The 24,709-nt window shown below is 69.2% G+C and carries 14 protein-coding genes; 6 read left to right on the top strand and 8 right to left on the bottom strand.

Annotated features, from left to right (window positions below; genetic code table 11):
• The first annotated feature begins 18 nt into the window (after positions 1-18).
• Positions 19-675, top strand: a complete 657-nt coding sequence (locus tag AWU67_RS16210; protein ID WP_199922314.1) for a hypothetical protein — start codon at positions 19-21, stop codon at positions 673-675.
• Positions 672-2,567, top strand: a complete 1,896-nt coding sequence (locus AWU67_RS16205; protein WP_067231481.1) for a YhgE/Pip domain-containing protein — start codon at positions 672-674, stop codon at positions 2,565-2,567. Before AWU67_RS16210 ends, AWU67_RS16205 begins: the two co-directional genes overlap by 4 nt.
• A gap of 58 nt (positions 2,568-2,625) precedes the next feature.
• On the opposite strand, the gene AWU67_RS17865 is transcribed toward AWU67_RS16205, so the two are convergent.
• The 3 genes from AWU67_RS17865 to AWU67_RS16190 form a co-directional block, all read right to left on the bottom strand.
• Positions 2,626-5,304: a LuxR C-terminal-related transcriptional regulator gene (locus AWU67_RS17865; RefSeq protein WP_129586756.1), complete on the bottom strand. Its 2,679-nt coding sequence runs from the start codon at positions 5,302-5,304 to the stop codon at positions 2,626-2,628.
• Between the two features lie 86 nt (positions 5,305-5,390).
• Positions 5,391-14,624, bottom strand: a complete 9,234-nt coding sequence (locus AWU67_RS16195; RefSeq protein ID WP_129586755.1) for a DUF5979 domain-containing protein — start codon at positions 14,622-14,624, stop codon at positions 5,391-5,393.
• Positions 14,625-14,846: 222 nt separating this feature from the next.
• Positions 14,847-15,539, bottom strand: a complete 693-nt coding sequence (locus AWU67_RS16190) for a TrmH family RNA methyltransferase (RefSeq protein WP_067231472.1) — start codon at positions 15,537-15,539, stop codon at positions 14,847-14,849.
• Positions 15,540-15,678: 139 nt separating this feature from the next.
• Between AWU67_RS16190 and AWU67_RS16185 the strand changes: the two genes are divergently transcribed.
• From AWU67_RS16185 to AWU67_RS16175, 3 genes are all read left to right on the top strand, one after another.
• Complete coding sequence (locus AWU67_RS16185; protein WP_082717087.1) at positions 15,679-16,998, top strand: Nramp family divalent metal transporter; 1,320 nt, start codon at positions 15,679-15,681, stop codon at positions 16,996-16,998.
• 10 nt (positions 16,999-17,008) lie between these two features.
• Positions 17,009-17,650 carry a metal-dependent transcriptional regulator gene (locus AWU67_RS16180; protein ID WP_067231469.1) on the top strand — a complete coding sequence of 214 codons (642 nt, stop codon included), beginning with the start codon at positions 17,009-17,011 and terminating at the stop codon, positions 17,648-17,650.
• Between the two features lie 101 nt (positions 17,651-17,751).
• Positions 17,752-18,549 (top strand): HAD-IIA family hydrolase, encoded by a 798-nt coding sequence (locus tag AWU67_RS16175; protein WP_067232973.1) that lies wholly within the window; start codon positions 17,752-17,754, stop codon positions 18,547-18,549.
• 96 nt (positions 18,550-18,645) lie between these two features.
• On the opposite strand, the gene AWU67_RS16170 is transcribed toward AWU67_RS16175, so the two are convergent.
• Genes AWU67_RS16170 through AWU67_RS16150 form a run of 5 tightly spaced genes read right to left on the bottom strand, consistent with a single transcriptional unit; the run spans position 18,646 to position 23,855 of the window.
• Entirely contained in the window at positions 18,646-19,488 is an 843-nt protein-coding gene (locus tag AWU67_RS16170; RefSeq protein ID WP_067231465.1) for an ABC transporter ATP-binding protein, read from the bottom strand.
• Complete coding sequence (locus AWU67_RS16165) at positions 19,485-20,333, bottom strand: ABC transporter ATP-binding protein (protein ID WP_234407293.1); 849 nt, start codon at positions 20,331-20,333, stop codon at positions 19,485-19,487. The genes AWU67_RS16170 and AWU67_RS16165 overlap by 4 nt, the downstream gene beginning before the upstream one ends.
• Positions 20,333-21,184, bottom strand: coding sequence for an ABC transporter permease (locus AWU67_RS16160; RefSeq protein WP_067231462.1), 852 nt, complete (start codon positions 21,182-21,184; stop codon positions 20,333-20,335). Before AWU67_RS16160 ends, AWU67_RS16165 begins: the two co-directional genes overlap by 1 nt.
• Complete coding sequence (locus tag AWU67_RS16155; RefSeq protein WP_067231458.1) at positions 21,181-22,257, bottom strand: ABC transporter permease; 1,077 nt, start codon at positions 22,255-22,257, stop codon at positions 21,181-21,183. Before AWU67_RS16155 ends, AWU67_RS16160 begins: the two co-directional genes overlap by 4 nt.
• 14 nt (positions 22,258-22,271) lie before the next feature.
• On the bottom strand, positions 22,272-23,855 hold the full coding sequence (locus AWU67_RS16150) for an ABC transporter substrate-binding protein (RefSeq protein WP_067232966.1): 1,584 nt from the start codon (positions 23,853-23,855) through the stop codon (positions 22,272-22,274).
• A gap of 307 nt (positions 23,856-24,162) precedes the next feature.
• Here AWU67_RS16150 and AWU67_RS16145 point away from each other — a divergent pair, with 307 nt between their 5' ends.
• Positions 24,163-24,639, top strand: a complete 477-nt coding sequence (locus AWU67_RS16145) for an Lrp/AsnC family transcriptional regulator (RefSeq protein WP_234407292.1) — start codon at positions 24,163-24,165, stop codon at positions 24,637-24,639.
• Positions 24,640-24,709: the final 70 nt, after the last annotated feature.

The following is a 24,709-nucleotide window of genomic DNA, read 5'->3' as shown; positions in this document are numbered from 1 at the left end:
GGCCACCGAGGAGGCCACATGCTCGTCACGCTCGAAGAGGCCAGCAAGGGGCGCGATGGCGCAGCGCTCCCCCCGCTGAGCGCCCGCTACCGCACAGGCTCGGCCACGCTGGTCGCTGCCGAGACCGAACGCCGCCCCGCCGTGTTGGCGCTCATCGCGAGCGGCCGCATGCGCCCGGATGCCGGTGCCGTGCGCATCGACGGCGCCGTCGACAACGCCCTGCTCAGGCGCCGGGTCGCCGTCATCGACGCCCCCGAGGTGAACGACCCCGTCGGCGAGGTGCCGCTCTCGGCCGTTGTCGCGGAGGAGCTCATGTTCGCCGGGCGGCCCTCCCACCCGCTGGCCACCTCGCGGATGCTGGCCACGCTGCAGGCCAGCGAGTGGGGCAAGCACGCGATCGCCGACGTGCCGCCTCGCGTGCGCATCCATGTGCTGACCGAGCTCGCCGTGCTGCGGAAGGGCGTGCAGGGACTGGTGCTGACGGCGCCGGACCGGCACGGCGGCGACCCGCTGGCCTGGTGGCAGATCGCACAGAAGCTGGCCAGCCGGGGGCTTGCGGTTCTGGTGGTGTGCGGCACCGCCGCGCAGAGCGTCATCGATGCCGATGCGCTCGCACAGGAGCTGGCCGCGACGGGTGACTTCGAAGACAACGCCCTGGACAGGGAGCAGCCATGAAGATCCCACAAATGGTCGCGACCGAGTTTCGCCGGCTCACCCGCAGCACGATGCCCATCCTGGCCTTGCTCGCGCTCAGCATCGTGCCCCTGCTCTACGGCGGGCTCTACCTCTGGGCCAACCAGAACCCCTACGACAAGCTCAATGAGATCCCGGTTGCCCTCGTCGTCGAGGACACGGGCGCAGAGGCGGCGAGCGGCCCCGTCAACTACGGCGAGCAGATCGCGACAGAACTCCTCGCCGACGCCACCTTCGCCTGGCACCGGGTCACAGCCGCCGAGGCCAAGGCCGGCATCGACAGCTCGCGCTACGACTTCAGCGTGACGTTCCCCGCTGATTTCTCGGCGCGGCTGCTGAGCACGGCCAGCAGTGACCCGCAGCAGGCCTCCGTCATCCTCACCACGGATGACGCCAACGGCTATCTCTCCGCAACCATCGCGGGCCAGGCCATTAAAGAGATCCAGCGGCAGATTGTCGCCGCCGTCAACAAGCAGGCGGCGACCCAGTTCCTCGATGGGCTCGCCACGATCAGGGGCGACCTCGTCACGGCCGTCGACGGCACGGACCAGCTCGTGGCCGGGGCGGCGCAGGCCAGCTCAGGCGCCGCGGCCCTGGCGAGCGGCACCGCTCAGATCGCCACGGGCGCCGCGACACTTCGCGATGGTCTCGGCACCCTCGCGGGCGGCGCGGCGGCCCTGCCCGATGCGACGAGCAGGCTCGCCGGCGGCGCCGACCAGGTGGCCGCCGGCAACGCCGAGATCGCGCGCATCGCCGACGAGATCGGAGGGGTGACCCAGGGGGTTGTCAACGATCTGCCCGCCGTGCGCGCCGACATTGCGGCGCGGCTCAGCGCCGCCGGCCTCAGCGAGGCCCAGGTGGCGGCGGCCCTGGCCGCGCTCGATCAGATCGGCGCACGCATCGACGACGGCAATGCGCGCGTGCAGGGCGCCGTCGGCAAGCTCGACGAGCTGGCATCCGGCAGTGAACAGGTCGCCGCCGGGGCGACGGAGCTCGCCGACCGGGCGCCGGCACTGGCGCAGGGCGCGCAGGATGCCGCGACCGGGGCGGCAACGCTGGCAGACGGCGCCGGCCAGGCCGCGAGCGGCGCCGCAACGCTGAGCGCGGGGCTGCCCGCCCTGCACAGCGGCCTGGAGTCGCTGGCCAGCGGGCTCGGCAACGGCGTCAACCAGATTCCAGACTCCACGGCGGAGAGCCGCCAGCGCCAGGCGCAGGCGATCTCCGACCCCGTCGCGATCGACACCAGCCAGGTTGCGGCCGCCGGCACCTACGGCGCGGGCCTCGCGCCGTTCTTCATCGCGCTGGCCGCATGGATCGGCATCTACGCCCTGTTCCTCATCGTGAAGCCCGTCTCGCACCGGGCGATCACCGCACTGCACTCCCCGATCAAGATCGCCGCAGCCGGCTGGCTGACCCCGGCCATCATCGGAACGCTGCAGATGGCTGGGCTGTTCTTCGTCGTCGCCGTCGCCCTGGGCTTCAACTTCTCGAATCCGCTCGGCAGCTACGGCATCATGGCGCTGTCTTCTCTGGTGTTCACGGCGATCATCCTCGCGCTGAACGTGTGGCTCGGCAGCGTCGGCCAGTTCATCGGGCTCGTGATGATGGTGCTGCAGCTGGTCACCGCCGGCGGGACGTTCCCCTGGCAGACACTGCCGGCACCGCTCGCGTGGCTGCACCACATCTTCCCGATGAGCTACACCGTCGACGCCATCCGGCAGCTCATGTACGGCGGCGAGGTCAGCCGCGCGTGGGCGGACGTGGGGGTGCTGGTCAGTTGGGGCGCTGTCGCGTTCGTGCTCGCCGCGCTGGGCGTGGCCCGGATGACGCACTTCCGCACCCTGCGCGACCTGGAACCCAGCCTGATCGGCTAGCGGGCGCCCGGGTGGCATCGGCGTCTGACCAGCCAGCGGAGAATCAGCCCGCGGAGAATCAGCTGGCTGCGGGGCCGTCCAGCAGGCGCTGGGCGGCTGCGACGACGAGCACCTCGTCGCGCGAGCCGACGCCGAGCTTGCGGTAGAGGCTGCGCAGTTGCGACTTCACTGTGTTCGTCGACACGAAGAGCCGCTCGGCGATCGCGGGCACGCTGCCGGTGGCCATGAGCTCACGCAGCACCACCCTCTCGCGCTCGGACAGGCTGATCGTTCGGATGCGGCGCAACACCGCCGGTACGCTCTGGCCCAGAACCTTGACCGCCAGCTCGGAGCCGCCCGTCGCCGCCAGGGCGCGCAGGTCGCGGAGGTCCTCGACGGGCAGCAGCGCCAGCGGGGTCACCAGGCCGGAGCCGTCCAAGGTTGCCGCGAGGCTCTCCAGTGCGGAGCGCGCCTCCTCCGGGCGGCCGAGGCGGAGTCGGACGGCGCTGCGCAGGGCGGCGAGCTCGGCCTGCAGCCGCAGGGTGGCCGGCAGGCGCCCGGCCTCTGCAATCAGCGCGAGCGCGGCCTCCGGTGCGTCGCGCACCAGCTCCAGCCGAGCTCGGGCGACCAACACGGCCATCCCGGGCCGCTTCATGCTCGGCAGCGATGCCTCGGCGGCCTGCACGTTGCCCGCCGCGAGGTACAGCGTGCTCACGGCGATGTCGAGTTCGGCGCTCCCGCGAGCATCGATGTCGGTCCGGCCACGCCGGCGGTGCCGGGTGAGCTGCAGTCGGTTGATCCCGGCGATCGGCGCGCCGGAGTACAGGTCGAGCCGGGCCTGCGCCTCCGCGAAGAACGCCCAGTGTTCCAGGGTGGCCATGTTCCCGTCGACCACGCTGATGTGCGCCTGCGCCGCGCCGAACTCGAGCGCCTCGATCGCCAGCAAGGCCTGGGCGAGTTGATAGAAGGATCCGACGTAGCTGCCGCTCCACCCCCGGGGCCACTGTCGGGTTCGGCCTTCCGCGACGATGGCCGCCGCTTCCGACATCTCCCCCATGAGGGCGTGGGTTCCGGCCTGCACCGACATCGCATGCAGGCCGGCCGCGGAATCCACCGGCTGGCGGCAGCGCTGGAAAGCGGCGAGCGCGGCATCCGGTTCGCCGCCGTAGAGCAGGGACAGCCCGGCGTGCACCATGACGTCGGCGCCCAGGTGCCCGAGCTTCTCCCGCCCTTCCTCGTCGAGGGCCGCGAAACCGGCAACGGCGCTGGCAGCGGCCCGTGCCGCACGGCCACTCTGCGCCGTCACCCGCAGCGCGACACTCACCATCGCGTCGAGCGCGATCACCTCGGTGGGGGCCAACATCGGGCGCACAGCGTTCGCCCCGGAGAGCATGATGGCGAAGTATTCGAGCGCACGCGGGCGCAGCCGGGCGATCTGGTTGAGCGAGATGGCCAGCAGCATCGCGAGCACGGGATAGGAGCGCATGGTCTGCACCGGTATCGGCGAGAGCACCACGCGCACCTCATCGGCTCGCGACGAGACCAAGCTCAGGAAGCACTGCGCGCCGGCCAGGCTGGCCAGCTCGAGCTCGACGTTCAGGGCGGCGAGCAGGAACGCGCTCTCGGCACTGCCGTTCTCAAGCAGCCACCCGATGGCCGTTCTGCAGGCCTCGTCGGCGTCCCCCTGTTTGCCGAGTTCCCGGCGCAGGATGCCGCGCACCAGGGGCGTGAAGTGGAACACGCGCGCCGACGCATCGCCGGACCAGCCGCCGAGGCCCAGGCGTTCTGCCCGGCCGAGCAGCGCGGTCGCATCGGGGTGCTGCGGCACCTCCGGGGTGCCGGCTGTCGCCGTGCCGATCGGCTCGGGGATCCCTTCGGCGACGTTTTCGGCGCTCTTCTCGGCGCTCTTCTCAGCGAACTTCTCGGCGAGCCCGAGCGGCAACTCGTCGACGACGGAGGCCTGCAGCGCGAAGGCGAAGAGCGCTCCGTCGGCCTGCGCGAGTTCGAGCATGCGGGTGTCGGTCCAGCCGGCCGCCGCCAGCACGTGCCCGGCCAGCTCCTCGGCGCTCGGCCGATCCGGCCAGCTCGGGGCGCTCAGCACCGCACGGGTGGCACGGGGGTGGCCGGCGCTCGCCTGTCGCACCAGCCGCACCGTCTCGGCGTCGTCGGGGAGCCCCGCCGCGCTCAGCACGGCCGCTGTCTCTGCGGCCGTGAACTCGAGTTCGGCGCCATCGACGACGATCGAGTCAACGGCCAGGCGCACCTCCGGCGACTCGAACTGGCCGCGCTCGCGGGTGGCGACACCGACGGTCAGCGTCGGCACGACGGCGAGTACCGCGAGAAGCTCCCGGACGGTCTGGGGTGTGAGTGACTCTGCGCCGTCGAGGGCGAGGACCACGGGATGGTCGAGCCCGCGCAGGCCGGCTTGGATGAGCGGCACACGTGCGTGCGCGTCGAGCGATTCGAGCGCCGCGGGCAGCGCCGTGCCGCGCGCGGGGGTGCCGGCATCCCGCACACCCTGCAGCACCGCGCGCCAGAACGGCAGTGGGGCGGACAGGGCCTCGCCGAGATCCAGCCAGAGCAGGGCGCCCGACTGTTGCCGCGCCCACTCGGCGAGCAGGGTGGTTTTGCCGCAGCCGCTGCTCCCCCGGATCACCACGAGCGCAGCCGGCCTGCTCAATTTGCGCAGCAGGCGGGCCCGGCTGAGCACATGACGCTCCGCAAACGGGGCTGCCGGTTCGGTTTCTGGAGGGAGCATTCGGGGCTATCTCGGTTGAGGGGTTTCAACGAAACTATCACCGAACGAGGCGGGTGCCGGGGCAATGCCCCGGCACCCGGCCCTGGTTACTCGCCCGTGGCGGAGCTTGCGCGGCGGCGTCGACGTCGACCGACGATCAACAGCAGCGCGCCCAGCCCGAGGATCAGCGCCGCGGCGCCGGCGATTGTCGCCGCCTGCACGCCCGTGCTGCTCAGGCCACCAGCCGGCGGTGCGGTGAAGGTGTTCGTCACCGTCACCGTTGCCGCGCCGACGGCGCCACCCGCGATCACGAAGCTGGCGGTGGGGCCGTCGGTGACCTTGTCGCCGACGGTCACTGTCGTCTTCGTGGCGTTGCCGGTGTCTGTTTCGGTGACGGTGCACTCCACGCCGGCCGGCAGCGCGTCATCCGTGAACGTCAGGTCCTTGCTGCCGCCGATCTCGTGCACGGCATCGCGCACGATCAGCCCGGGAGCCGGGTACTGCTCGTTGACCAGCACACAAGACATCGCAACCGGGAAGCTGCGCTTCACGGTGTCTGCCGCGGTGCCGTCGACGACCTTGCGCAGCGTGACGGATGCCGCGGCGAACTCGTTCACGACCGACACCGTGTTCGCCCCGCCCACGGCGAGCAGTGGGTCGAGCGCGAGGCTGAGCCCGGTGACGGCCGTTGTGGTCGTGCCCTGCTCGGACACGATCGTGGTGCCGAAAGCACCGCGGGCGTCCGTCTCAGTGATCTCGCAGTCCGCGCGCTCCGGCAGCTGCGTCCAGCTGACGCTCTCGCCGGCTGCCAGCGTCTGCAGACGCGGCTCCGCAGCCGAGACCGCCTTGCCATCGAGGGTGCAGGACAGCGCGAGCTCGAACACGCCGTGGTCGAACGGCTGCCCGTCTGCCCCCTGGATCGTGGACTCCACCGTCTTCGTCGCGGTGACCGCGGCGAAGTTGAAGGTGTTCTCGACCACGAGCTCCGGCTGCGGCTGGTCTGCCGCGCCCAGCACGCTGGCGTCGGTCACCACCGTGAAGGTGTAGCCGGCGGCCGCGTCCCCGACGAGCGTCGTTCCGGCCCCGTCGGTGATCCGGCTTGCGCCGGCCCCGCCGTTGCCTGTCTCGGTGAGCGCGCACTCCGCGCCGGTCGGCAGGCCGGTGAAGAGAGCGGACGGGTTGGCCGCGCTCACTGTGCGTGCGCTGCCGCCCGCGATCGCGATCGACCGGCCGCCCAGCGTGCAGCTCAGGTCGAGGGAGAAGTCGCCGGTGCCGAACGTCGCGGCCGCGTCACCGACGACGGCCTTGGTGACGGCGAGCGAGCCGCTCAGGTACCAGTTGCTCACCGTGACGAGCGTGCTGCCGGCGTTCGGGATGGTGACGACTCCGACGGTGAGGTCAGAGCCATCGTTCGGCTCGATCACCACGGCGTCGGCGCCCTGCAGACCCTGCTCCGTGATGGAGCACTCTGTGCCGACGATGAGCTCTCCGAGGCTGGCGCTGAAGCCGTTGTCGGCGTTCAGGGCGAGCATCGTCGTCACCGGGCTCTCCCCCGGGAGGGTGCAGACCACGGCGATGTCGAACGTCTTGTCGGTGCCCACAGCCGCGGCGCCACCCTCAAGGCGCTTCTGCACGACCAGAGCCGAGGAGTCGAACAGGTTCGTGAAGCCGACCGTGTTCTGCAGTTCGCCCTTCGCATCGGCGCTCAGCTCGGGGATCTCCACGGTGCTGGTGGCCTGGTCGACGACCGGCGGGACCGTCGCGCCCACAACGGTCACGCTGCTCACTGTGCTGTCGGCGCCGCGGGCGTCGGTCTCGATGACGGTGCAGTCCGAGCGCGCCGGGAGCCCGGTGAAGTCGCGGTGCTGCCCCGCGTTCAGCGTGAACGTGGTGAGCGGCAGCACGACCGCGCCCTCGAAGGTGCACTGGGCGCTGAAGGCGAAGCGGGTCGGCAGGGTGCTGACCGTCGAACCGGTCTGCACCGTCTTCTCGACTCGCAGGCTCGCCAGCTCGTACACGTTCTCAACGGCGATCTCTGCGGCGTCCGTCGTGTCGGTGACGGTGACGGATGCCGGGGTGGCCGTCCAGGACGTCTGACCGGCGTCTGCCTCGTCGACCGAGCACACGCTGCCGAGCGGCAGGTCGTTCAGCGTCGCGGGAACCCCGGGCTCGAGCGTGACGACGCCGGCGTTCGGCAGCGTCAGAGCGGCACCCTGCCAGCTACAGCTGACAGTGGCGTCGAAGGTGCTCGGAGCGAAGGACGAACCAGCACCGGTCACGGCCTTGCTGATCTCCAGCGAGCCGTTCTCAAAGGTGTTGGTGATTTCAACCTCGACGGGTGACGTGTTGTCACCCACGACGACGACGCCGCCGTTCGGGCTGATCGACGAGCTCTGCGCGTGGCCGAGGCCGGTCTCGCTCACCGTGCACTCCGCGCCGGTCGGCAGCCCGTTGTAGGCGACGGGGTCGGCGACGGTCAGGGTGCGCTCTGCGCCGCCCGGGATGGCGATGGACTGGCTGACGCCGTCCACGTCCCGGGTGCAGGAGAGCTCGATCGTGTACTCGTCGTCGATGGCCGGGGCCAGCGACGCGGCAGGAGCGCCGGCCAGCAGCTTGACCACGTTCAGGGTGCCCGTGGTGAAGGTGTTCGTCACGGTGACCGCGGTGGGCGTGCTGGCGCTGGCGCCGACGGTGAAGCTGGTCGGCGAGAAGGCAGTGCCGTTTGCTCCACCCGTCTTCGACTCACTGACGGTGCAGTTTGCGCCGCTCGGCAGGCCGGCCACGTTCCACACCGGGGCGGTCTTGCTCAGCACCTTCGTGCCGGTGAACACCGTCTGCGGGGTGGCCGTGGCAAGCGTGCAGCTCAGTCCAACGGTGAAGGACTCATTGCCCCAAGCGCCGGATCCGTTGCCCGCGAGCTCCTTGGTGATGGTGGCAGCGCCGACGGTGAAAACGTTCTCCATGACGAGCTCGTTGGTGAGCTCGTCGTTGGCGTTGTCGGGCGTCAGCGTGAAGCTGGCGCTCCGGCCGTCCGTCGCGACCGCGCTCTGCCCGGTCTGGGTGAACACCGAGTTGCTGGATGCGGAACCGCCGGTTCCGGTCTCGGTGACGGTGCACGTCGCACCGGCGGGCAGATCGGTGAAGCTCTTGACGCCGTCGACGCCGAGCGAGAACGTCTCACTCAGAACGGTCGCTCCGAGGAACCGGCAGCTCGCGCTGAAGCCGAACGGGCCGGCGTAGACGATGTCTTCGGCCGCCTGGTTCTCGGCCCCGCCGTTGTCGACGGTCTTCGTGACCGAGAATCCGGCCGGCTGATAGGTGTTGGTCGCGACGATCTCCTGGAGCACGACGGTGCCGGTGTGTGCCGGGTTCGCGACGTTGGCGGAGAAGGAGCTGCGCAGCGCGGTTGCGGTAGGCGACGAGTAGCTGACGACGACGCCCTGCCCGGCCGGCACCTCGGTGAGCGTGCAGACCGCGTTCAGCGGCAACGTCACGTTGCCCTGGACGCCCGTGCCGCCGTTGAAGTTCAGCACGGTGCCGTCGGCCTTCAACCGGAAACGGCTGAGGTCGGTGGTGCCGTTGGTTCCGAGCAGCGGAACATTCACCCCACCCGAGGTGCACGCCAGCTGGAACGGGTAGTCCGTCGGGAACGGGGCGCCCCAGCTGGACTGAGCTCCGACAACGAGCTTGGACAGCTCGATCTGCCCGCTGGCCATGGCGACGCCGACGCGACGCGGCTGCGTCACCGTGCTCTGCACGAGCTTGCTGTTGTCTTTCCCGACGGATGCCGCGGAGACAACGTTCCACGCGATGGGGTCGACGCCCTGCGCTGCGGCCTCGGCGCGTGCCGCGTACCACGCGGTCTGGGTCAAGAAGTTGAAGCCGATGGTCTCGCCCGGGCGCACGGCGCCGCCGTCGGTGAACGTGACGACGAACTTGAGCGCGCGAACGCTCTTCAGCGTCGCGGCGGGGAGGGAGTTGTCGTACACCTTCCAGAGCGTGGCGTTGCGGTCGGCGATCTCTGCGGCGCAGGGGTCGTCGGGGGCGAGAGCCGTTCCGCCGCTGGAGGTGATGTCGGCCTCGTTGCAGATCCGGCTCGGGACGCGGTCGGCGTAGTAGGTGGTGACGACGGCCTTCGCCGAGTCGCTCAGGCCGCCGAGCTCCGCCTGCATGTCGCCGAGGTAGCTGGGGGTCCACAGCGAGCCTCGTGGGCCCGACACAGTGACACCCTCATCGCCCACTCCGGGCAGCACATCGATGCCGGTCAGCGTGACTGCGTCGATGTTGCCCGAGTTCGTGAGCTGCATGCGCCAGCGCTCCGAGCCGCCCGGCACCGTGATCGGCACGCAGGGGGTCGTGTAGTAGCCGTTGGCGGCGTTCGGGTTCTCGCAGTAGCTCGTGGCCACCTTGAGGGCGAGCACGCCGAGGTCGTCGCGCCCGGCGAGTCCTGCGCCCTCACCCTTGACCGACTTGACCACCTTGAGCGGAGAGGAGGCGGCGGGGGTCAGCGTGGTCTCGGAGGAGCAGGACGCGGCGTTCGACACCTGGGTGCGCCAGGTGCCGTTCTTGGAGAAATCACACGTGTCGAATGCGCGGTCGGAGACGGCCGTGATCGCGTTCGTCACCTGTGTGCCCGGCGTGACGAACGGGGTGGTGCGCAGCGTGAGCTTGGCCGTGATCTTGAGCGAGGCGCCCGGCGCGAACACGAATCCGGTCGGCACCGTGATGGTCAGCTTGCCGGTTGTCGCGTTCAGCGCCGCAGCAAAGCCGGTGGAGCTCTGCACCGCGCCGGCGCCGTTCTTCAGGACGAAGGTGTACGGCGAGACGGGGGTCTCGTCGGGTTCCTGCGTGGGCTCAACGAGCAGGGAGCCGGCGCCGTCGACCGTCAGCTGGTCGGTGAGCGCGAGACCGGTCATCGGCCAGGCGCCCTTGTTCACAATGTCAATGACGTAGGGGATCTCCTGGCCGGGGAGGAACGTGCCGAGCTTCGTGTCCGGTGTGGTGCGGTCTTCGCGCCCGTGCACCTTCGACACCGAGATCGCGTTGACCCGGTGCTTCAGCAGGGTCTGGGCGTTGGCGGTGGAGGCCGCCGTCCACACGTTGCCGGCGTCGTTGTTCCACGCGCCGGTGGCTGAGGCCTTCAGCACGTTGCTGATCTGGCCGCTCGTGGTCTCGCCCGGTGCCGGGGTGAGGCCGTTGCGGGTCGTCGGCACCAGCGTGTCCGTTGCATTGTTCACGTCGACGCGCAGCGTGGTGCGCCGCTCAACCCCGTAGCTTGCCGACGCCGTCGGGTTGCTCGGGCGCTCCCAGCCTGCGCCATCGGCGCGCTGGAACTCAAAGCGGACACCCCGGACGTTTGCCGCGGTGAACGGCGTGTCGAAACTGGCCGTCAGTTGCGCCGCGGTGATCGTCTGGCCGGCGGGTACCACCCACCTGTCGGCGGTGCGCCAACAGGCGTCCAGCACGGCGTTGCCTGCGCAGGTGGCGTTCAATGCGCCCGCACTCGCCGTGAAGTCCGTGCCCAGCAGCACGGAGACGCGCACTTGCTCGACCGGCTTCTTCAACGTGATGTTCTTGAAAGCGACGAAGTCGAAGGCGTTCCAGAAGGTCGGGGTCGCGTCATCCAGCTGCACCGTGGTGGTGCGCACGGTACCGGTCGGCTTCCCGGTCAGGGCAACGGTGTAGTTCGCCCGTGACTCATCCTCGTAGCGTTCTGCCGGGCTGATCGACTTGCTGGATTCAAGCCCGAACACGGGGGCAGCAATGGCCATGTCATCGAATGCCTCGGCCACAGGCGGGGCGGTCGGGTCGACGGCGGGGCTCTCCAGTTCGGCCAGCGCCGTGTTCACGTGCGGGGGGACAAGATCGGTCTTCGAAACGGGGGTGCCGCCCGTCCTGGTCAGCTCCCGGAGCTGGTACTCGAAGCGCAGATCACTGCCAGCGCCCGACGCGATGCGGCCGTCGTGCTGCACGACGACGCCGGTGACGTTCGCCAGTGCGCTCGACGTCTGCCCGTAGACGGCGACGAGCGAGGTGAGGACGGTGTCAGGGCCGACGGCGTGCTTGAGCGTCACCGTCGTTGTCGTCGTGCCGGCCGGCTGGGTGATCCCGACGATCCGGAACAGGTTGAAGTTCTCGTAGAACGTGTCGGCCGCTGTCGCGCTGGGGTTCGGGTCGGAGATCCGCAGCGCGTTCACCTTGCTGGCGGTATCGTTCGTCGCCGTCAGCAGGGCGGTGACGAGCGGGTACCGAGACGGGTCGGTTCCGGCCTGCGGGAGGCCGACGAGCGCGATGTCGGGCTGCTTGCTGCGATCGGGCTCGTTCTCGTCATAGTCGACGAAGCGCTTCGCGATCGACACGTTGAGCGGCTCGTCGATGATCACGATCTCGTCGTCGTCCGTCGAGCTGTGCGTGTAGCTGCCGGAGACACCCGTGGCGTCGACGGTGTTCACCACGGTGGCGGGGTCTGTCGAGTTGTACATCGAACCGTGCGTGTCGCCGAGCACCGCTGTGGTCGGTGTGGAGCGCAGGTGGGTGCGCAGCTGCATCACGAGGTCGATGGTGCGGCTGCGGCCGGTGGATGCCGCGACACCGGAGCCGACCTCGGGGTCGTCCATCGCCCGGATGACGGTGGCGCGGTCGGCGCGCTCCGCGAAGGTGAACCGCACGCCGAGGGTGTCCAGCTGCTCAGCCTCGGTGAAGTCGTAGCCGGGGAAGGAGCCGACGCACGGGGCGGCGGCGGTGCACACGCCGAGCGGCACCCAGGTGTCGCTGGCGTCGCTGTAGCGCTCGGCGACGACCTTGTCGAACTTCATCCACTGGTCGGTCATCGGGTTGATGCGCGTGACGTTGAATGCGTCGTACACCGAGGTGACGACGCTGCCGAGTTCGCCGACGCTCGCGGGATCGGTGACTGTGATGGTGTCGAAGGGGAAGTCCTGAGTGCCCCAGCTGAGGCGCACGGTGGAGGTGTCATCGGACTGCGCGATGAGCTCGTCCTTGTCCCACGCCTTCTCAACCAGGTCGGGTCCGTGATTCGGGCCCACTCCGTCATTGCCGAACGGCTTCAGCACGATCGCATCTGTTGCCGTGTCGGTCACAACCGGAACGACGGCGTTCGGGTTGCTCGCGGTGCTGCTTGCCTCGTTCTCAATGGTGACCGGCACACCGATCGGGCGTGTGGATCCACTGCCGTCGCGGAGCTGGTCGCGCAGCGCCACCTTGAAATAAGGCAGCACGTTGAAGCCGGGCTCGAGGAGCTTGCCGGCCACCGCTGGCTCGAACACGAACCGGATGCCCTGCAGTTGTTCTTTCAGCGCAGCGCTCGGCGTGTAGCTCCAGCCGGAGGTTCCGGCCGGCACCGGCAGTGGGAAGACGCCGGGCAGCGTCTTCCAGGTGGATCCATCCCAGTATTCCGGCGTCATCGTTGCGGAGACGGGCACGTCGACCGCGGTGATCTCCTTGAGGTCGAAATTGTTCCAGAATGCAGTCGGCGCGTCGCCGGCCACGGCCACGGCCGGGTCGCTGACCACGAGCGACTCCGCTCCGATGGTGGAGCCGGTCGCGGTGCCGTCATCCGGGGTCACCTTCGAGGGCAGCGATATCAGGGTGCTGGATCCGGGGGTGCCCCAGAGCTCGCCCTTGACGATGTTCTTGGAGATCTCGGTGTTCACGCGCTTGACCTGGCGAGCCAGGTCGGCGGCGGCGGAGTCGTCGGCGCTCTGGCCCTCTGCGTCGACAACCTCGGCGTCGACGATGTTGGTGGCCGTGACATCGACGAGAGCGTCTGCCGGCAGCGGCTGCGCGGTCACACCGAACGGCATGACGGCGTATTCACCCTGGTCCATCGAGCCGGTGAACGTGACGCTGAACCCGACGACGGTGCCGGCGGGCGATGCGGGGAGCGAGTCGGTGGTGCTGGTGGCCAGCGGCGCGCTGGAGCTGCCGTCGGCGTAGAGATACGTGATCTCGGCCGTGCTCGCGCCGGCCGGCCACTCGATGTCGGCGGCGACGAATCCGTCGAAATTCAGGCCCTGCTCGGCGAGGGTGAGGCCGCTCGCGCCGGGCTCTGCCACGGTCATCGTCGTGACGGTCTTGCCGGTGCTGGTGGCGCGCAGCGTGGCGGTGGTGGAGCTGCCCGGCATGATCGCGGTGCGAGCGAAGCTCTTCTCGACCGTCACCGAGGGCGGGGTGTTCAGCACGGCAACGGTTGCGGGAGCCTGCTTGGTGGCGGAGGCACCCTCGTCGGTGACCGTCGCATCAACCACGTTGGTGATCGTGAGCGGAACGTTGGGGGCGAGCGCCTTGACGTCGTCGTTGGTCGCGTAGCCGAGCACGATCGCGGCCGCGCCGTCTGCGGGTGTGACCGGCAGCTTGCCGGACGAGCTGGTGAAGGTGAACCGGGTGCCCTTGACGGTGGCGAGGTCAACCCCGTCGAACAGTGCGGACGTGTCGCCGGGGATCGGGCCGGCGGCGGCCAGCGTCTGCCAGTCGCCTGCGTCATCCAGCCACTCAATCAGCACGGTGTCAGCACCGGTCGGGCCGGCGATGGATGAAACACCGGTGAAGTCGAGGTACCCGAAGTTGGTGCTGCCTGCACCCGGGTCGGTCAGCGTCAGGCTGTCGACGGAGTGGTTGGACTTGTTCGCCGCGCCGATGGTGAACTCGACGGGCAGGCCGGGGGCCGCGGGAAGAGCGGCCGTCGGCTTCGCCGATTTGCTCACCGCGACGTCGAGCGTCTTGCTGACGTTGAGCGTTGCGTCCGCCGTGCTCTGGTCTGCCGGCGCGTTGTTGGCGGTCATGTGCGCCGTGTTGGAGATGACGCCGGCGAAGTCGGCCGACACATCGGCGGGGATCCGGACCGAGACAAGGATGGTGAGGCCGGAGGTGCCGGAGACGAGGCCACTGTCGCCCTCGGCGTTCTGGCGGGTGAAGTCGATCAGCACACTGTTGCCGGAACTGCGGTCGGCGTAGTACCCGGTTTGCAGGCCGACAACGCTCACGCTCTGCACGACCAGTGGAGCCGGGACGGCGTCGCTGAGCGACGCCTCCTGGCAGAAGTCGCTCACGGTGCTCGAGCAGGAGACCTTCAGCTCGTAGACGAAGTCGTCGCCTGGCGAGTACTCCGGCACGCCGGTCTCACCCTCGATCGATTTGATGACCTCAACGGTGGCGTCCATCTCTGCCGCGTTCGTCAGCGAGGGCATGACGAGGCCGCCGGCGACCAGCGCGACGACCGAGACCAGTGCGGCGGCGAAGGAAGCCACACGGGTGTGCCCGAGGAAGCGTCGACGCGGTGCACGGTGTGCGGGCGCGCTGGATCGAAAACGTGGAAAAGGCATGGGCATCCCTCGGGGCGGCGGATCGGGTGTGCAGCCCGGGCACGCGCGCTCTCTAACCGAGAATCTCGCGCACGTGCATAGCTAAGGCGGGCTACCGTTCCAGACTCGCAGCCGAGGCCGCGTACCCCAAATTGTCCCCCCTAATGAGGACTGAATTCACCCCGACAATCACCCTGTGTACCCTGAACGGGTGGCGGCATCTCGTCGATCGGGCCGCGGGCCCTAGTTCGCCGCGAAAGCCACGTGCTGCATCACCCACGAGTGCATCGTGACGGCGGCCGCCGCGCTCGCGTTGATCGAGCGGGTCGATCCGAACTGGGTGATCTCGACGACGGCGTCGGCCGCGGCGAGCGCCTCCGGCGAGAGTCCAGGACCCTCCTGGCCGAACAGCATGAGGCAGCGCTCCGGCCATGTGAAGGTCTCAATCTTGACACACCCGGGCACGTTGTCGATCGCGATGATCGGCAGGTTCTGCTCCGTGGCCCACTCGACGAGCTCATCGACGGTGCTGTGGTGCAGCACGTGCTGGTAGCGGTCGGTGACCATGGCGCCGCGCTTGTTCCAGCGGCGGCGGCCGACGATGTGCACAGTGTCGGCGGCGAAGGCATTGGCGCTGCGCACGATCGATCCGATGTTCATGTCGTGCTGCCAGTTCTCGATGGCGACGTGGAACGGATGCCGGTGCTCATCGAGGTCGGCCACGATGGCCTCCATCCGCCAGTAGCGGTAGCGGTCGATGACGTTGCGGGTGTCGCCGTGCTCGAGCAGCTCGGGGTCGTAGTGATCCTCGTCCGGCCATTCCTCGCGGCCGCCCGGCCACGGGCCGACGCCCCAGGTGCTCAGCTCGACGGTCGGGGTCGCCTCGGCGGCCTCACTCCGGGGCTCGGTTCCGTCACCCTGCGTCTGCTCACTCACCCCACAAGGCTACTTCGCCGCCGCCCCTCCCCCAGCCGCCCCGCAGGCGGACTCCGAGCCGCACGCGCCCGCAGCCATCGCACGTGAGCACACCCAGGAGGGACTTTTAGGGGTGCCTAAAAATTGCTATCTTTTAGGCATGCCTAAAATTCTCGACGATGAGCAGCGCGAGCCGGTGACCCCGATCGCCCAGACGACGCCGCGCGCCCCTCTGGGCGGGCCGGCCGCTCCCCCACGCCCCGGCCGTGCCGGGCAGCACCGCATTCTCTGGCTGCTCGGGCCCGCCCTCGTCGCCGGGGTCGCCTACCTCGACCCGGGCAACGTCGCCAGCAACATGACCGCCGGTGCCGAGTACGGCTACCTGCTGGTCTGGGTGGTCGTCGCCGGCAACGTGATGGCCTGGCTGATCCAGTACCTCTCGGCCAAGCTCGGCATCGTCACGGGCAAGAGCCTTCCGCAGCTGCTCGGCAGCGGCATCCGCAACCGCCACGCCCGCCGCGGCTACTGGCTGCAGGCGGAGCTCGTGGCCATGGCCACCGACCTGGCCGAGATCATCGGCGGTGCCGTCGCCCTCAACCTGCTGTTCAACCTGCCGCTGATCTGGGGCGGCGTCATCACCGGCACGGTGTCGATGGTGATGCTGGCCGTGCAGACCCGGCGCGGCCCGCGGGTGTTCGAGCGGGTGATCATCAGCCTGCTCGCCATCATCGCGATCGGTTTCAGCGCCGGCGTGTTCATCAGCCCGCCGGATGCCGGCAGCGTGCTGGACGGCCTGATCCCCCGCTTCGAGGGCACCAACTCGGTGCTGCTGGCCGCCTCGATCCTCGGCGCGACGATCATGCCGCACGCCATCTATGCCCACTCGGCGCTGGCTCGCGACCGTTTCGAGGTGCGGGCATCCGGCCTCACCACCCGGCGTCTGCTCACCGCCACCCGCTGGGACGTCTCGATCGCCATGGCCATCGCCGGCAGCGTGAACCTCGCCATCCTGCTGCTCGCCGCCGCGAACCTGCAGGGCGTCGCCGGCACCGACAGCCTCGAGGGCGCCTATGCCGCGCTGCACGACTCGATGGGCGCCGTCGTCGCGACGCTGTTCGCGGTCGGGCTGCTCGCCTCCGGGCTGGCGTCCACCTCGGTCGGCGCCTACGCCGGTGCTGAGATCATGCACGGCCTGCTGCACGTGCGGGTGCCGCTGCTGGCGCGCCGGCTCGTGACGCTGATTCCCGCGCTGCTGATCCTCGGCAGCGGCTTCGACCCGACGCAGGCGCTCGTGCTCAGCCAGGTGGTGCTGTCGTTCGGCATCCCGTTCGCACTGGTGCCGTTGGTCTGGCTGACGGCGAAGGCGGGCGTGCTCGGCGAGTACCGCAACCGCTGGATGACGACCGCGGCTGGCGCCGTGGCATCCGTGCTGCTCATCGCCCTCAACGTCACCCTGCTGGTGCTGCTGTTCGGCGGATAGTCTGGAGCCGATGACTGCCACGACCCCCGCCATCGAGGATTACCTCAAGACCATCTACGCGCACACCGAATGGCAGCCGGAGCCGATCACGCCCTCCGCGCTGGCCGGCAAGCTCGGCATCGCGCCGAGCTCGGTCACCGAGATGGTCAAGAAGCTGGCGGCGCTGGGCCTCGTCACGCACGTGCCCTACGGCGCGGTGCGACTGAACGAGCTCGGTACGACGCGGGCGCTCGGCGTGGTGCGCCGGCACCGGCTGATCGAGACCTGGCTCGTGAACGAGATGGGCTACACCTGGGACGCCGTGCACGACGAGGCCGAGGTGCTGGAGCACGCGCTCAGCGACCGCCTGCTCACGGCGATCGATGCCCGGCTCGGGCACCCGCGGCGCGACCCGCACGGCGACCCGATCCCCGCCGCTGACGGCAGCCTGCTGCGCCCGGACACCGTGCTGCTCGCGCAGGCGGCCCCCGGCCACCGCGGCGCCGTCGTGCGCATCAGCGACCGTGATCCGGCGGTGCTGCGGCTGCTCACCGAGCACGGCATCGGGCTCGACACCGTGCTCGAGCGGGCGGATGCCGGCGTGCTGCTGCCGGACGGGCGCCCCCTCTCCCTGTCGGCCGAGGCGCTCGGCAGCATCTGGGTCAGCGCCTAGCCGGAAACCTGGGGCTGGGCTGGACGAAACCCCCCGGACGCCCTGCCGTAACATGCACACTCCCCTTCCGCCCTAGGCTGGGTTCCGAAGGAAGGATGCTCATGGCACGTCGCGATGAAATCGAATGCTGGCTCACCGATATGGATGGGGTGCTGGTGCACGAGAATGTTCCGCTGCCGGGTGCAGCCGAGCTGCTCGAGCAGTGGCGCAGTGAGGGCAACCCCTACCTGGTGCTCACCAACAACTCCATCTTCACCCCGCGCGACCTGAGCGCCCGGCTGCGCGCCTCTGGCCTCAACGTGCCGGAAGAGGCGATCTGGACCAGCGCGCTGGCCACCGCAGCGTTCCTCAAGTCGCAGAGCCCCGGCGGCAGCGCCTTCGTCATTGGCGAGGCGGGCCTGACCACCGCCCTGCACGAGGCCGGCTTCATCATGACCGAGACGAACCCGGACTACGTCGTCGTGGGCGAGACCCGCAACTACTCGTTCGAGGCGATCACCAAGGCGATCCGCCTGATCGTCGGCGGCGCCCGCTTCATCGCCACCAACCCGGACGCCACCGGCCCGAGCACCGACGGCCCGATGCCCGCCACCGGCGCCATCGCCGCCCTCATCACGAAGGCGACCGGCCGGGAGCCCTACATCGTGGGCAAGCCGAACCCGATGATGTTCCGCTCGGCGATGAACAAGATCGGCGCGCACTCCGAGAACACGGCCATGATCGGTGACCGCATGGACACCGACATCGTCGCCGGCATCGAGGCAGGGCTGCACACGATCCTGGTGCTGACCGGCATCAGCGACGACGCCGAGATCGCCCGCTACCCGTTCCGCCCGGACGAGATCCTCTCCGGTGTGCACGAGCTGGTCTACTCCGAGCCGCGCGAGTCCGCGCTCTAGCCCCACCCAGCCCTACCCAGCCACAAAAAAACAGGACCACAGCTCCACTGGCTCGTATATGAGCTCCGCGGGGCTGTGGTCCTGTTTTTTGTGGCGCTAGACCCGGTCGAGTGCCGCCGGAAGGGCGCTGCGCCACTCGTCGGGCGCCTCGGCGGCAGGGGCTGCGGGCAGGATGCCGCGGCCGTCCGGTTCCGGGATGGCCGAGAGCAGCGCCTGCGTGTACGGGTGCATCGGGTCGTTCCAGATGCGCTCCGAGACACCAGACTCGACGATCTGGCCGCGGTACATGACCACGGTGCGGTCGGCAATCAGGCGCACGATGGCGAGGTCGTGCGAGATGAACAGCAGTCCGGCGCCGGCATCCAGGGCCAACCGGCGCATCATGTCGGCCACGGAGGCCTGACTGGAGGCATCCAGCGCCGAGATCGGCTCGTCGGCGACGAGCAGGTCCGGCCGGGCGGCCAGGGCACGGGCGATCGCCACGCGCTGGCGCTGCCCACCGGAGAGCTCGTGCGCGTAACGGGAGACCATCGCGGTCGGCAGGCCGACCCGCTCCAGCCACTCCTCCGGCTTGGAGCCGGCCTCGCCGCGGGCGACGGCGGCACGGATGCCCTCTGCGATCTGGGCGCCGACCCGGATACGCGGGTTCAGCGAGGAGTTCGGGTCTTGGAACACCATCTGGATCGAGGTGAAGCTCATCGGCCGGCGCCGCACGCCGAGCAGCGGCACGGTCTGGCCGCGGTACTGCACGCTGCCGGAGCGCGGCTTCTCCATGCCGACGACGGCGCGGGCCAGGCTGGACTTGCCGCAGCCGCTCTCGCCGACCAGGGCGAGCACCTCGCCGGGCGCGATCGAGAGCGAGACGCCGTCGACGGCGCGCACGACCGAGGCGCCGTGGTACTCGATGACCAGGTCTTCGACGGTCAACAGATCGCTCATCGCGCGTCCTCCTCGATCAGGGTGCCGTGCGCGCTCGGCAGCGACGCCAGCAGTTCACGGGTGTAGGCGTGCTGCGGGGCGCCGAAGATCTGCTCACGCGGCCCGGTCTCGACGATGGCGCCGTGGCGCATCACCGAGACCTCGTCGGCGATCGCGCTCATCACGCCGAGGTCGTGGGTGACCAGCAGCACGGCGAGCTGGCGCTCGTCGGCGAGGTCGCGCAGCAGGTGCAGGATGCCGGCCTGCACGGTGACGTCGAGGGCCGTGGTCGGTTCGTCGGCGAGCAGCACCACCGGGTCGCAGGCCAGGGCGATCGCGATCGCGATGCGCTGACGCTGCCCGCCAGAGAACTGGTGCGGGTAGCGCCCGAGCGCCTCGACCGGGTTCGGCACGCGCACCCGCATCAGCAGGTCGATGGCGTGTTCCCGCGCCGCCTCCTTGCCGAGCTTCAGGTGGGTGCGCACGTGATCGGTCAGCTGCGATCCGACCGTCAGCTGCGGGTGCAGGCTCGAGGACGGGTCCTGGAAGATCATCGCGATGCGACGACCCCGGATGCGGTTGAGCTCGCGCCTGCGCAGGCCGATCAGCTCGGTGCCGCCCGGCCCGGCCTCGCCGAGCCGGATCGAACCGCCGACGGTGGCGTTGGCCGGCAGCAGGCCGAGGATCGCCAGCGAGGAGACGGTCTTGCCCGAGCCTGACTCGCCGGCCAGGCCGTGGATGCGGCCGGGAACCAGCTCGAGGCTGATGCCGGTGACGATCGGCTTCGGCGCCTTGCGCGGGCCGATGCCGATGGTGAGGTCTCGCACGCTGAGCACGGCCGGGGCCATCATGTTCACAACAACCATCAGCGGGCTCCAGCCTTGCTCATCTGAGAGGTGGGGTCGAAGATGTCGCGCAGCGAGTCACCGACGAAGTTGAACGCCATCACGACGGTCAGGATCGCGAGCCCCGGGAACACCCCGATCCACCAGCTGTCGAAGTTCGCCATCGCGGCGGAGATCATCGAGCCCCACTCCGGGGTCGGCGGCTGCGCGCCGAGGCCGAGGAAGGAGAGGCCGGAAAGCAGCAGGATCGCGGTGCCGACGTCGAGGCTGGCGAGCACCAGGATCGGGCCGACCACATTCGGGGCCACGTCGACGCGCAGCGTCTTGAACGGCGAGAAGCCGAGCAGCCGGCCGGCCATGACGTAGTTCTGGGTGCGGAGGCCGAGCACGATGCTGCGCGTCATCCTGGCGTACTGCGGCCAGGAGACGACGAAGGCGGCGATCACGGCGTTGAACAGCGACGGCCCGAGGGCGGCGGCGACGACCATGGCGAGGATGACGGTGGGGAACGCCATCACCAGGTCGGTGATGCGCATCAGCACCTCGTCGACCCACTTGCCGAAGTAGCCGGCGATGGCGCCGATCAGGGTGCCGACCAGCATCGACAGCACGACGAGCATCAGCGCCAACGGGATCGTGACACTGGCACCCGTCATCAGGCGCGAGAAGATGTCGCGGCCGAGCGCGTCGGTGCCCATCAGCGTGTCGATGCCGGGCGCCTGCAGGCGCGGCAGCACCTGAGCGAGCGGGTCGAACGGCACCCAGAACTGCGCGGTGAACGCCACGACGATCCAGAAGGCCGCGATGACGGCCCCGATCACGCCGAGCGGCGTCACCCAGGCGGATGGAATCCGCAACCAGCGCCGCGTCATGCGAGCCTCACCCTCGGGTCGAGCACGCCGTAGAGCAGGTCCACGGCGAAGTTGATGCCCAGATAGATTGCGCCGACGACGAGGCCGACCCCCATCACCCCGGGCAGGTCCAGGCTGGTGGCGGAGTTGTAGGCGTAGCTGCCGAGCCCCGGCCAGGCGAAGACGGCCTCGACCAGCACGGTGCCAGAGAGAAGCGAGCCGAAGGCCAGGCCGACGATGGTCAGGATGGGCAGCGACGCCCCGCGCAGCGTGTAGCCGAACAGCATCCGCGGGCCGGAGAGACCCTTGGCCCGGCCGGCCCGGATGTAGTCGGCGTCGAGCACCTCGAGCACCGAAGTGCGCACGAAGCGGGTGAGCAGGCCGATCGTGAACAGCGAGAGCACGAACACGGGCAGCATCAGGTGCGCCATGGCGTCCATGAACGTCGTCCACTGCCCGGCGAGAAGCGCGTCGACCGTGTACAACCCGGTCACCGTCGGCGGCGGGCTGAGGATCGGCGAGAGCCGACCGGAGCCGGGCGCGATGCGCAGCTGCAAGAAGAAGAGGTTGAAGCTGACCAGCGCCATCCAGAACGTCGGGATGCTCAGGCCGATCAGCGAGAGCACGCGCACCAGCTGGTCGCTGATCTTGCCGCGCCGGTAGGCGGCGAGCGAGCCGAGCGCCACACCGACGGCGAGGCTGACGATGATGGCGCCGATGGCGACCTCGATGGTGGCCGGAACGGCCTTGGCGAGGTCGGATGCCACCGGCTGCGCGGTGCGCAGCGAGACTCCCAGGTCACCCTGGAACAGGTTGACCAGGTAGTTGAGGTACTGCACGGGCAGCGGCTGATCGAGCCCGTGCTTTTCGATGTACGCCGCCACGGTGGCCGGGTTGCTGGCCGCGCCCTCGCCGAGCGCAGCCACGATCGGGTTGCCGGGAACGAGGTTGGCGAGGCTGAATGTCACCAGGGTGACGCCGAAGAGCAACAGTACTGACATTCCGAGGCGACGAAGCACGTACCCGGCCAGGGGGGATCCACTTAGTGGAGATCTGGCCGGGTACGCACGGGTCGCGCGGGTGTTCTTTCCCACGCTGGAGGGTCCTTCTACTTAGCCTGCAACTCGGCGATGTCCATCGTCCACGTCGAGTTGTAGTTGACGCCGGTGATGTAGTCGGCGGTGGCGATGTTGGAGCCGGGCACGATCAGCGGCACGAACGGGCCCTGCTTCTGCAGCGCGGTCGCGAAGTCGCTGAAGGCGCCCTCACGGGCTTCCATGCTGGTCGCGGTCTCGGCCGCGGTGGCCAGCTCGACGATGGACGGCGCCATCTCGGCGGTCCAGCCGGCGCGCAGGCCGACCTTGGCTCCGGCCTGGAACGGCAGGAAGTTGGCCGAGTCGGCGTAGTCCGGGCCCCAGAACCAGATGCTGAACGCCTCGCGGCCGTTGACGTACTCGTCGATCTGCGTGGTGAAGGGTGCAGGGGCGAGGGCGATGGTGATGCCGGCATCCGCCAGCTGCGACTGGATGCGCTCGGCGAGCGGGGTGAAGCTCACGCCGCCGACCGGGTAGTCGTTCGGGTACTCGAGGGTGATCGTCTCACCGGCGTAACCGGACTTCGCGAGGGCCGCCTTGGACGCGGCGAGGTCCTGCTTGACGCCGTCGGTCAGCGCGCCGAGGAACGACGGCGGGATGACGCCCGTGGCCTGCTCTGAACCGGCACCGGCCAGCTCGAGCAGCTTCGGGTAGTCCAGGGCGTAGCGCACGGCCGAGGCGAACTCGGGGTTGGCGGTGACGCCGGCGATCTCGGGGTTCTGGTTCAGCAGCAGGAAGATGGTCTGGGCCGAGGGGCCGGAGGTGACGCTGACCCCGCCGCTCAGGCCGGCAACCTGGTCGCCGCTGAGGTCGACGGCCACCTGGGAGTCGCCGCCCTCGAGGTTCATCTTCTGGGTGGCGCTCTCGGAGACGTTGCGGATGACGACGCGGTCGAAGTCGATGTCCTCTGCGCCGTTGTACTTCTCGTTGCCGGTGAGCACGACCTGCGACTCGACGCTGAGCGAGTCGAGGATGTACGGGCCCGAGCCGGCGGAGGTGCCGTTGAGGAACTTCTCGGCGGCGTCGGAGTTGTCGGTGGTGCCACCGTTCTCGATGACGACCTTGGAGTTGAGGATCGCGAGCGACGGGTTGGTCATCAACGCGGGCAGCTTGAGCGACGGGGTCGCGGTGCTGAGCTCGACGGTCTTGTCGTCGACCTTGGCGACCTCGATGCCCTCCATCAGGAAGTTGGCCTTGCTCTCGGTCATGCCCTTGACGCGGTTCAGCGAGAACACGACGTCGTCGGCGGTGACGGGGGTGCCGTCGGAGAAGACGCGGCCGTCGGCCAGCGTGAAGGTGAACACGGTGGCGTCGTCGTTCTGGGTGTAGCTGGCGAGCCCGGGAACGGCGGTGCTCTCGTCCGAGCCGGCGAAGTCGAGGAGCGTCTCGTAGAGCGCCTTGGAGACCATGTAGCCGGTCGGCACGTAGTTGCGACCCGGGTCGGCCGTCTCGAGGGTGAACGCGGTGTCGATGACGATGCTCGTCGGAGCGCTGCCGCTGCCGCTTCCGCCTTCCGGAGCGGTTGCGGCGCAACCAACGAGGGCGAGCGTTGCGCTCAGCCCGAGAGCTGTAGCGACGTAGCGAATCTTGGTGCGCACGGTGAACTCCTTCTCATGAACTGCGGGGCGGGCGCCGAGCGCCGCTTCACACACGTCTCTGTGTGGGGCGACCGGCTCCACCGTCCGAAACACTTGGACGGCTTCGCATGACATTTGCACAATCGGCGCTAGTCTGTCCAATCAAAGCCAGCCTGTTACAGATAATGCGCCACCAATGAGGGGAAGGCCAAACATTATGTCTAGCAAAGCTCAGAGCGCTCAGGACCACTCTGGACAATCACCGCGCACACTCGACGAGATCAATCTGAAAATCTTGGCTGAACTGCGAGATAACGGACGAATATCAATGTCTGCACTCGCAGAACGGGTGAACGTCTCACGCGCAAATGTGTACACCCGGGTGGAGCAGCTGATGACGGATGGCGTCATCACCGGCTTCACGGCGCAGATCGACCCGGCGAAGGCCGGCCTCGGAATCTGCGCGCTGGTGTTCCTCTCGGTGCACCCGCAGTCCTGGGAGAGTTTCCGCAGCAAGATCACCGAGATGACCGAGATCGAGTCGTGCCGCATCACGACCGGCGAGCACGACGCCATGCTGCTGATCCGCGGCGACGAGGTCGGCGCGATCCACGACTTCGTGATCGGGGTGCTGGCTGCTCTGGCCGAGGTGAAGTCGGTGGAGACCGTTCTCGTGCTCGACGAGGTGTTCCAGCGGCCCTACCTGCTGCCAACCGACCTGCCGTCGCGGGAGCAGAGCGGCACTCAGCTGGGCATGACCCGGTTCACCCGAGCGAACCCGAGCCGCGCCAGCCTCAGCGGCTAGCCCGTAGCCGGTCAGCGGATGCGACCCTCGAGACGCCCTCCCGTTGGCTTGAGGGAGCTTGCGACCGCAA

Origin of the sequence: Microterricola viridarii (assembly GCF_001542775.1) — a bacterium.
GTDB lineage: Bacteria > Actinomycetota > Actinomycetes > Actinomycetales > Microbacteriaceae > Microterricola > Microterricola viridarii_A.
Note: the sequence above shows the minus strand (reverse complement) of the source record. Positions and strands in the feature narration are given on the sequence as shown.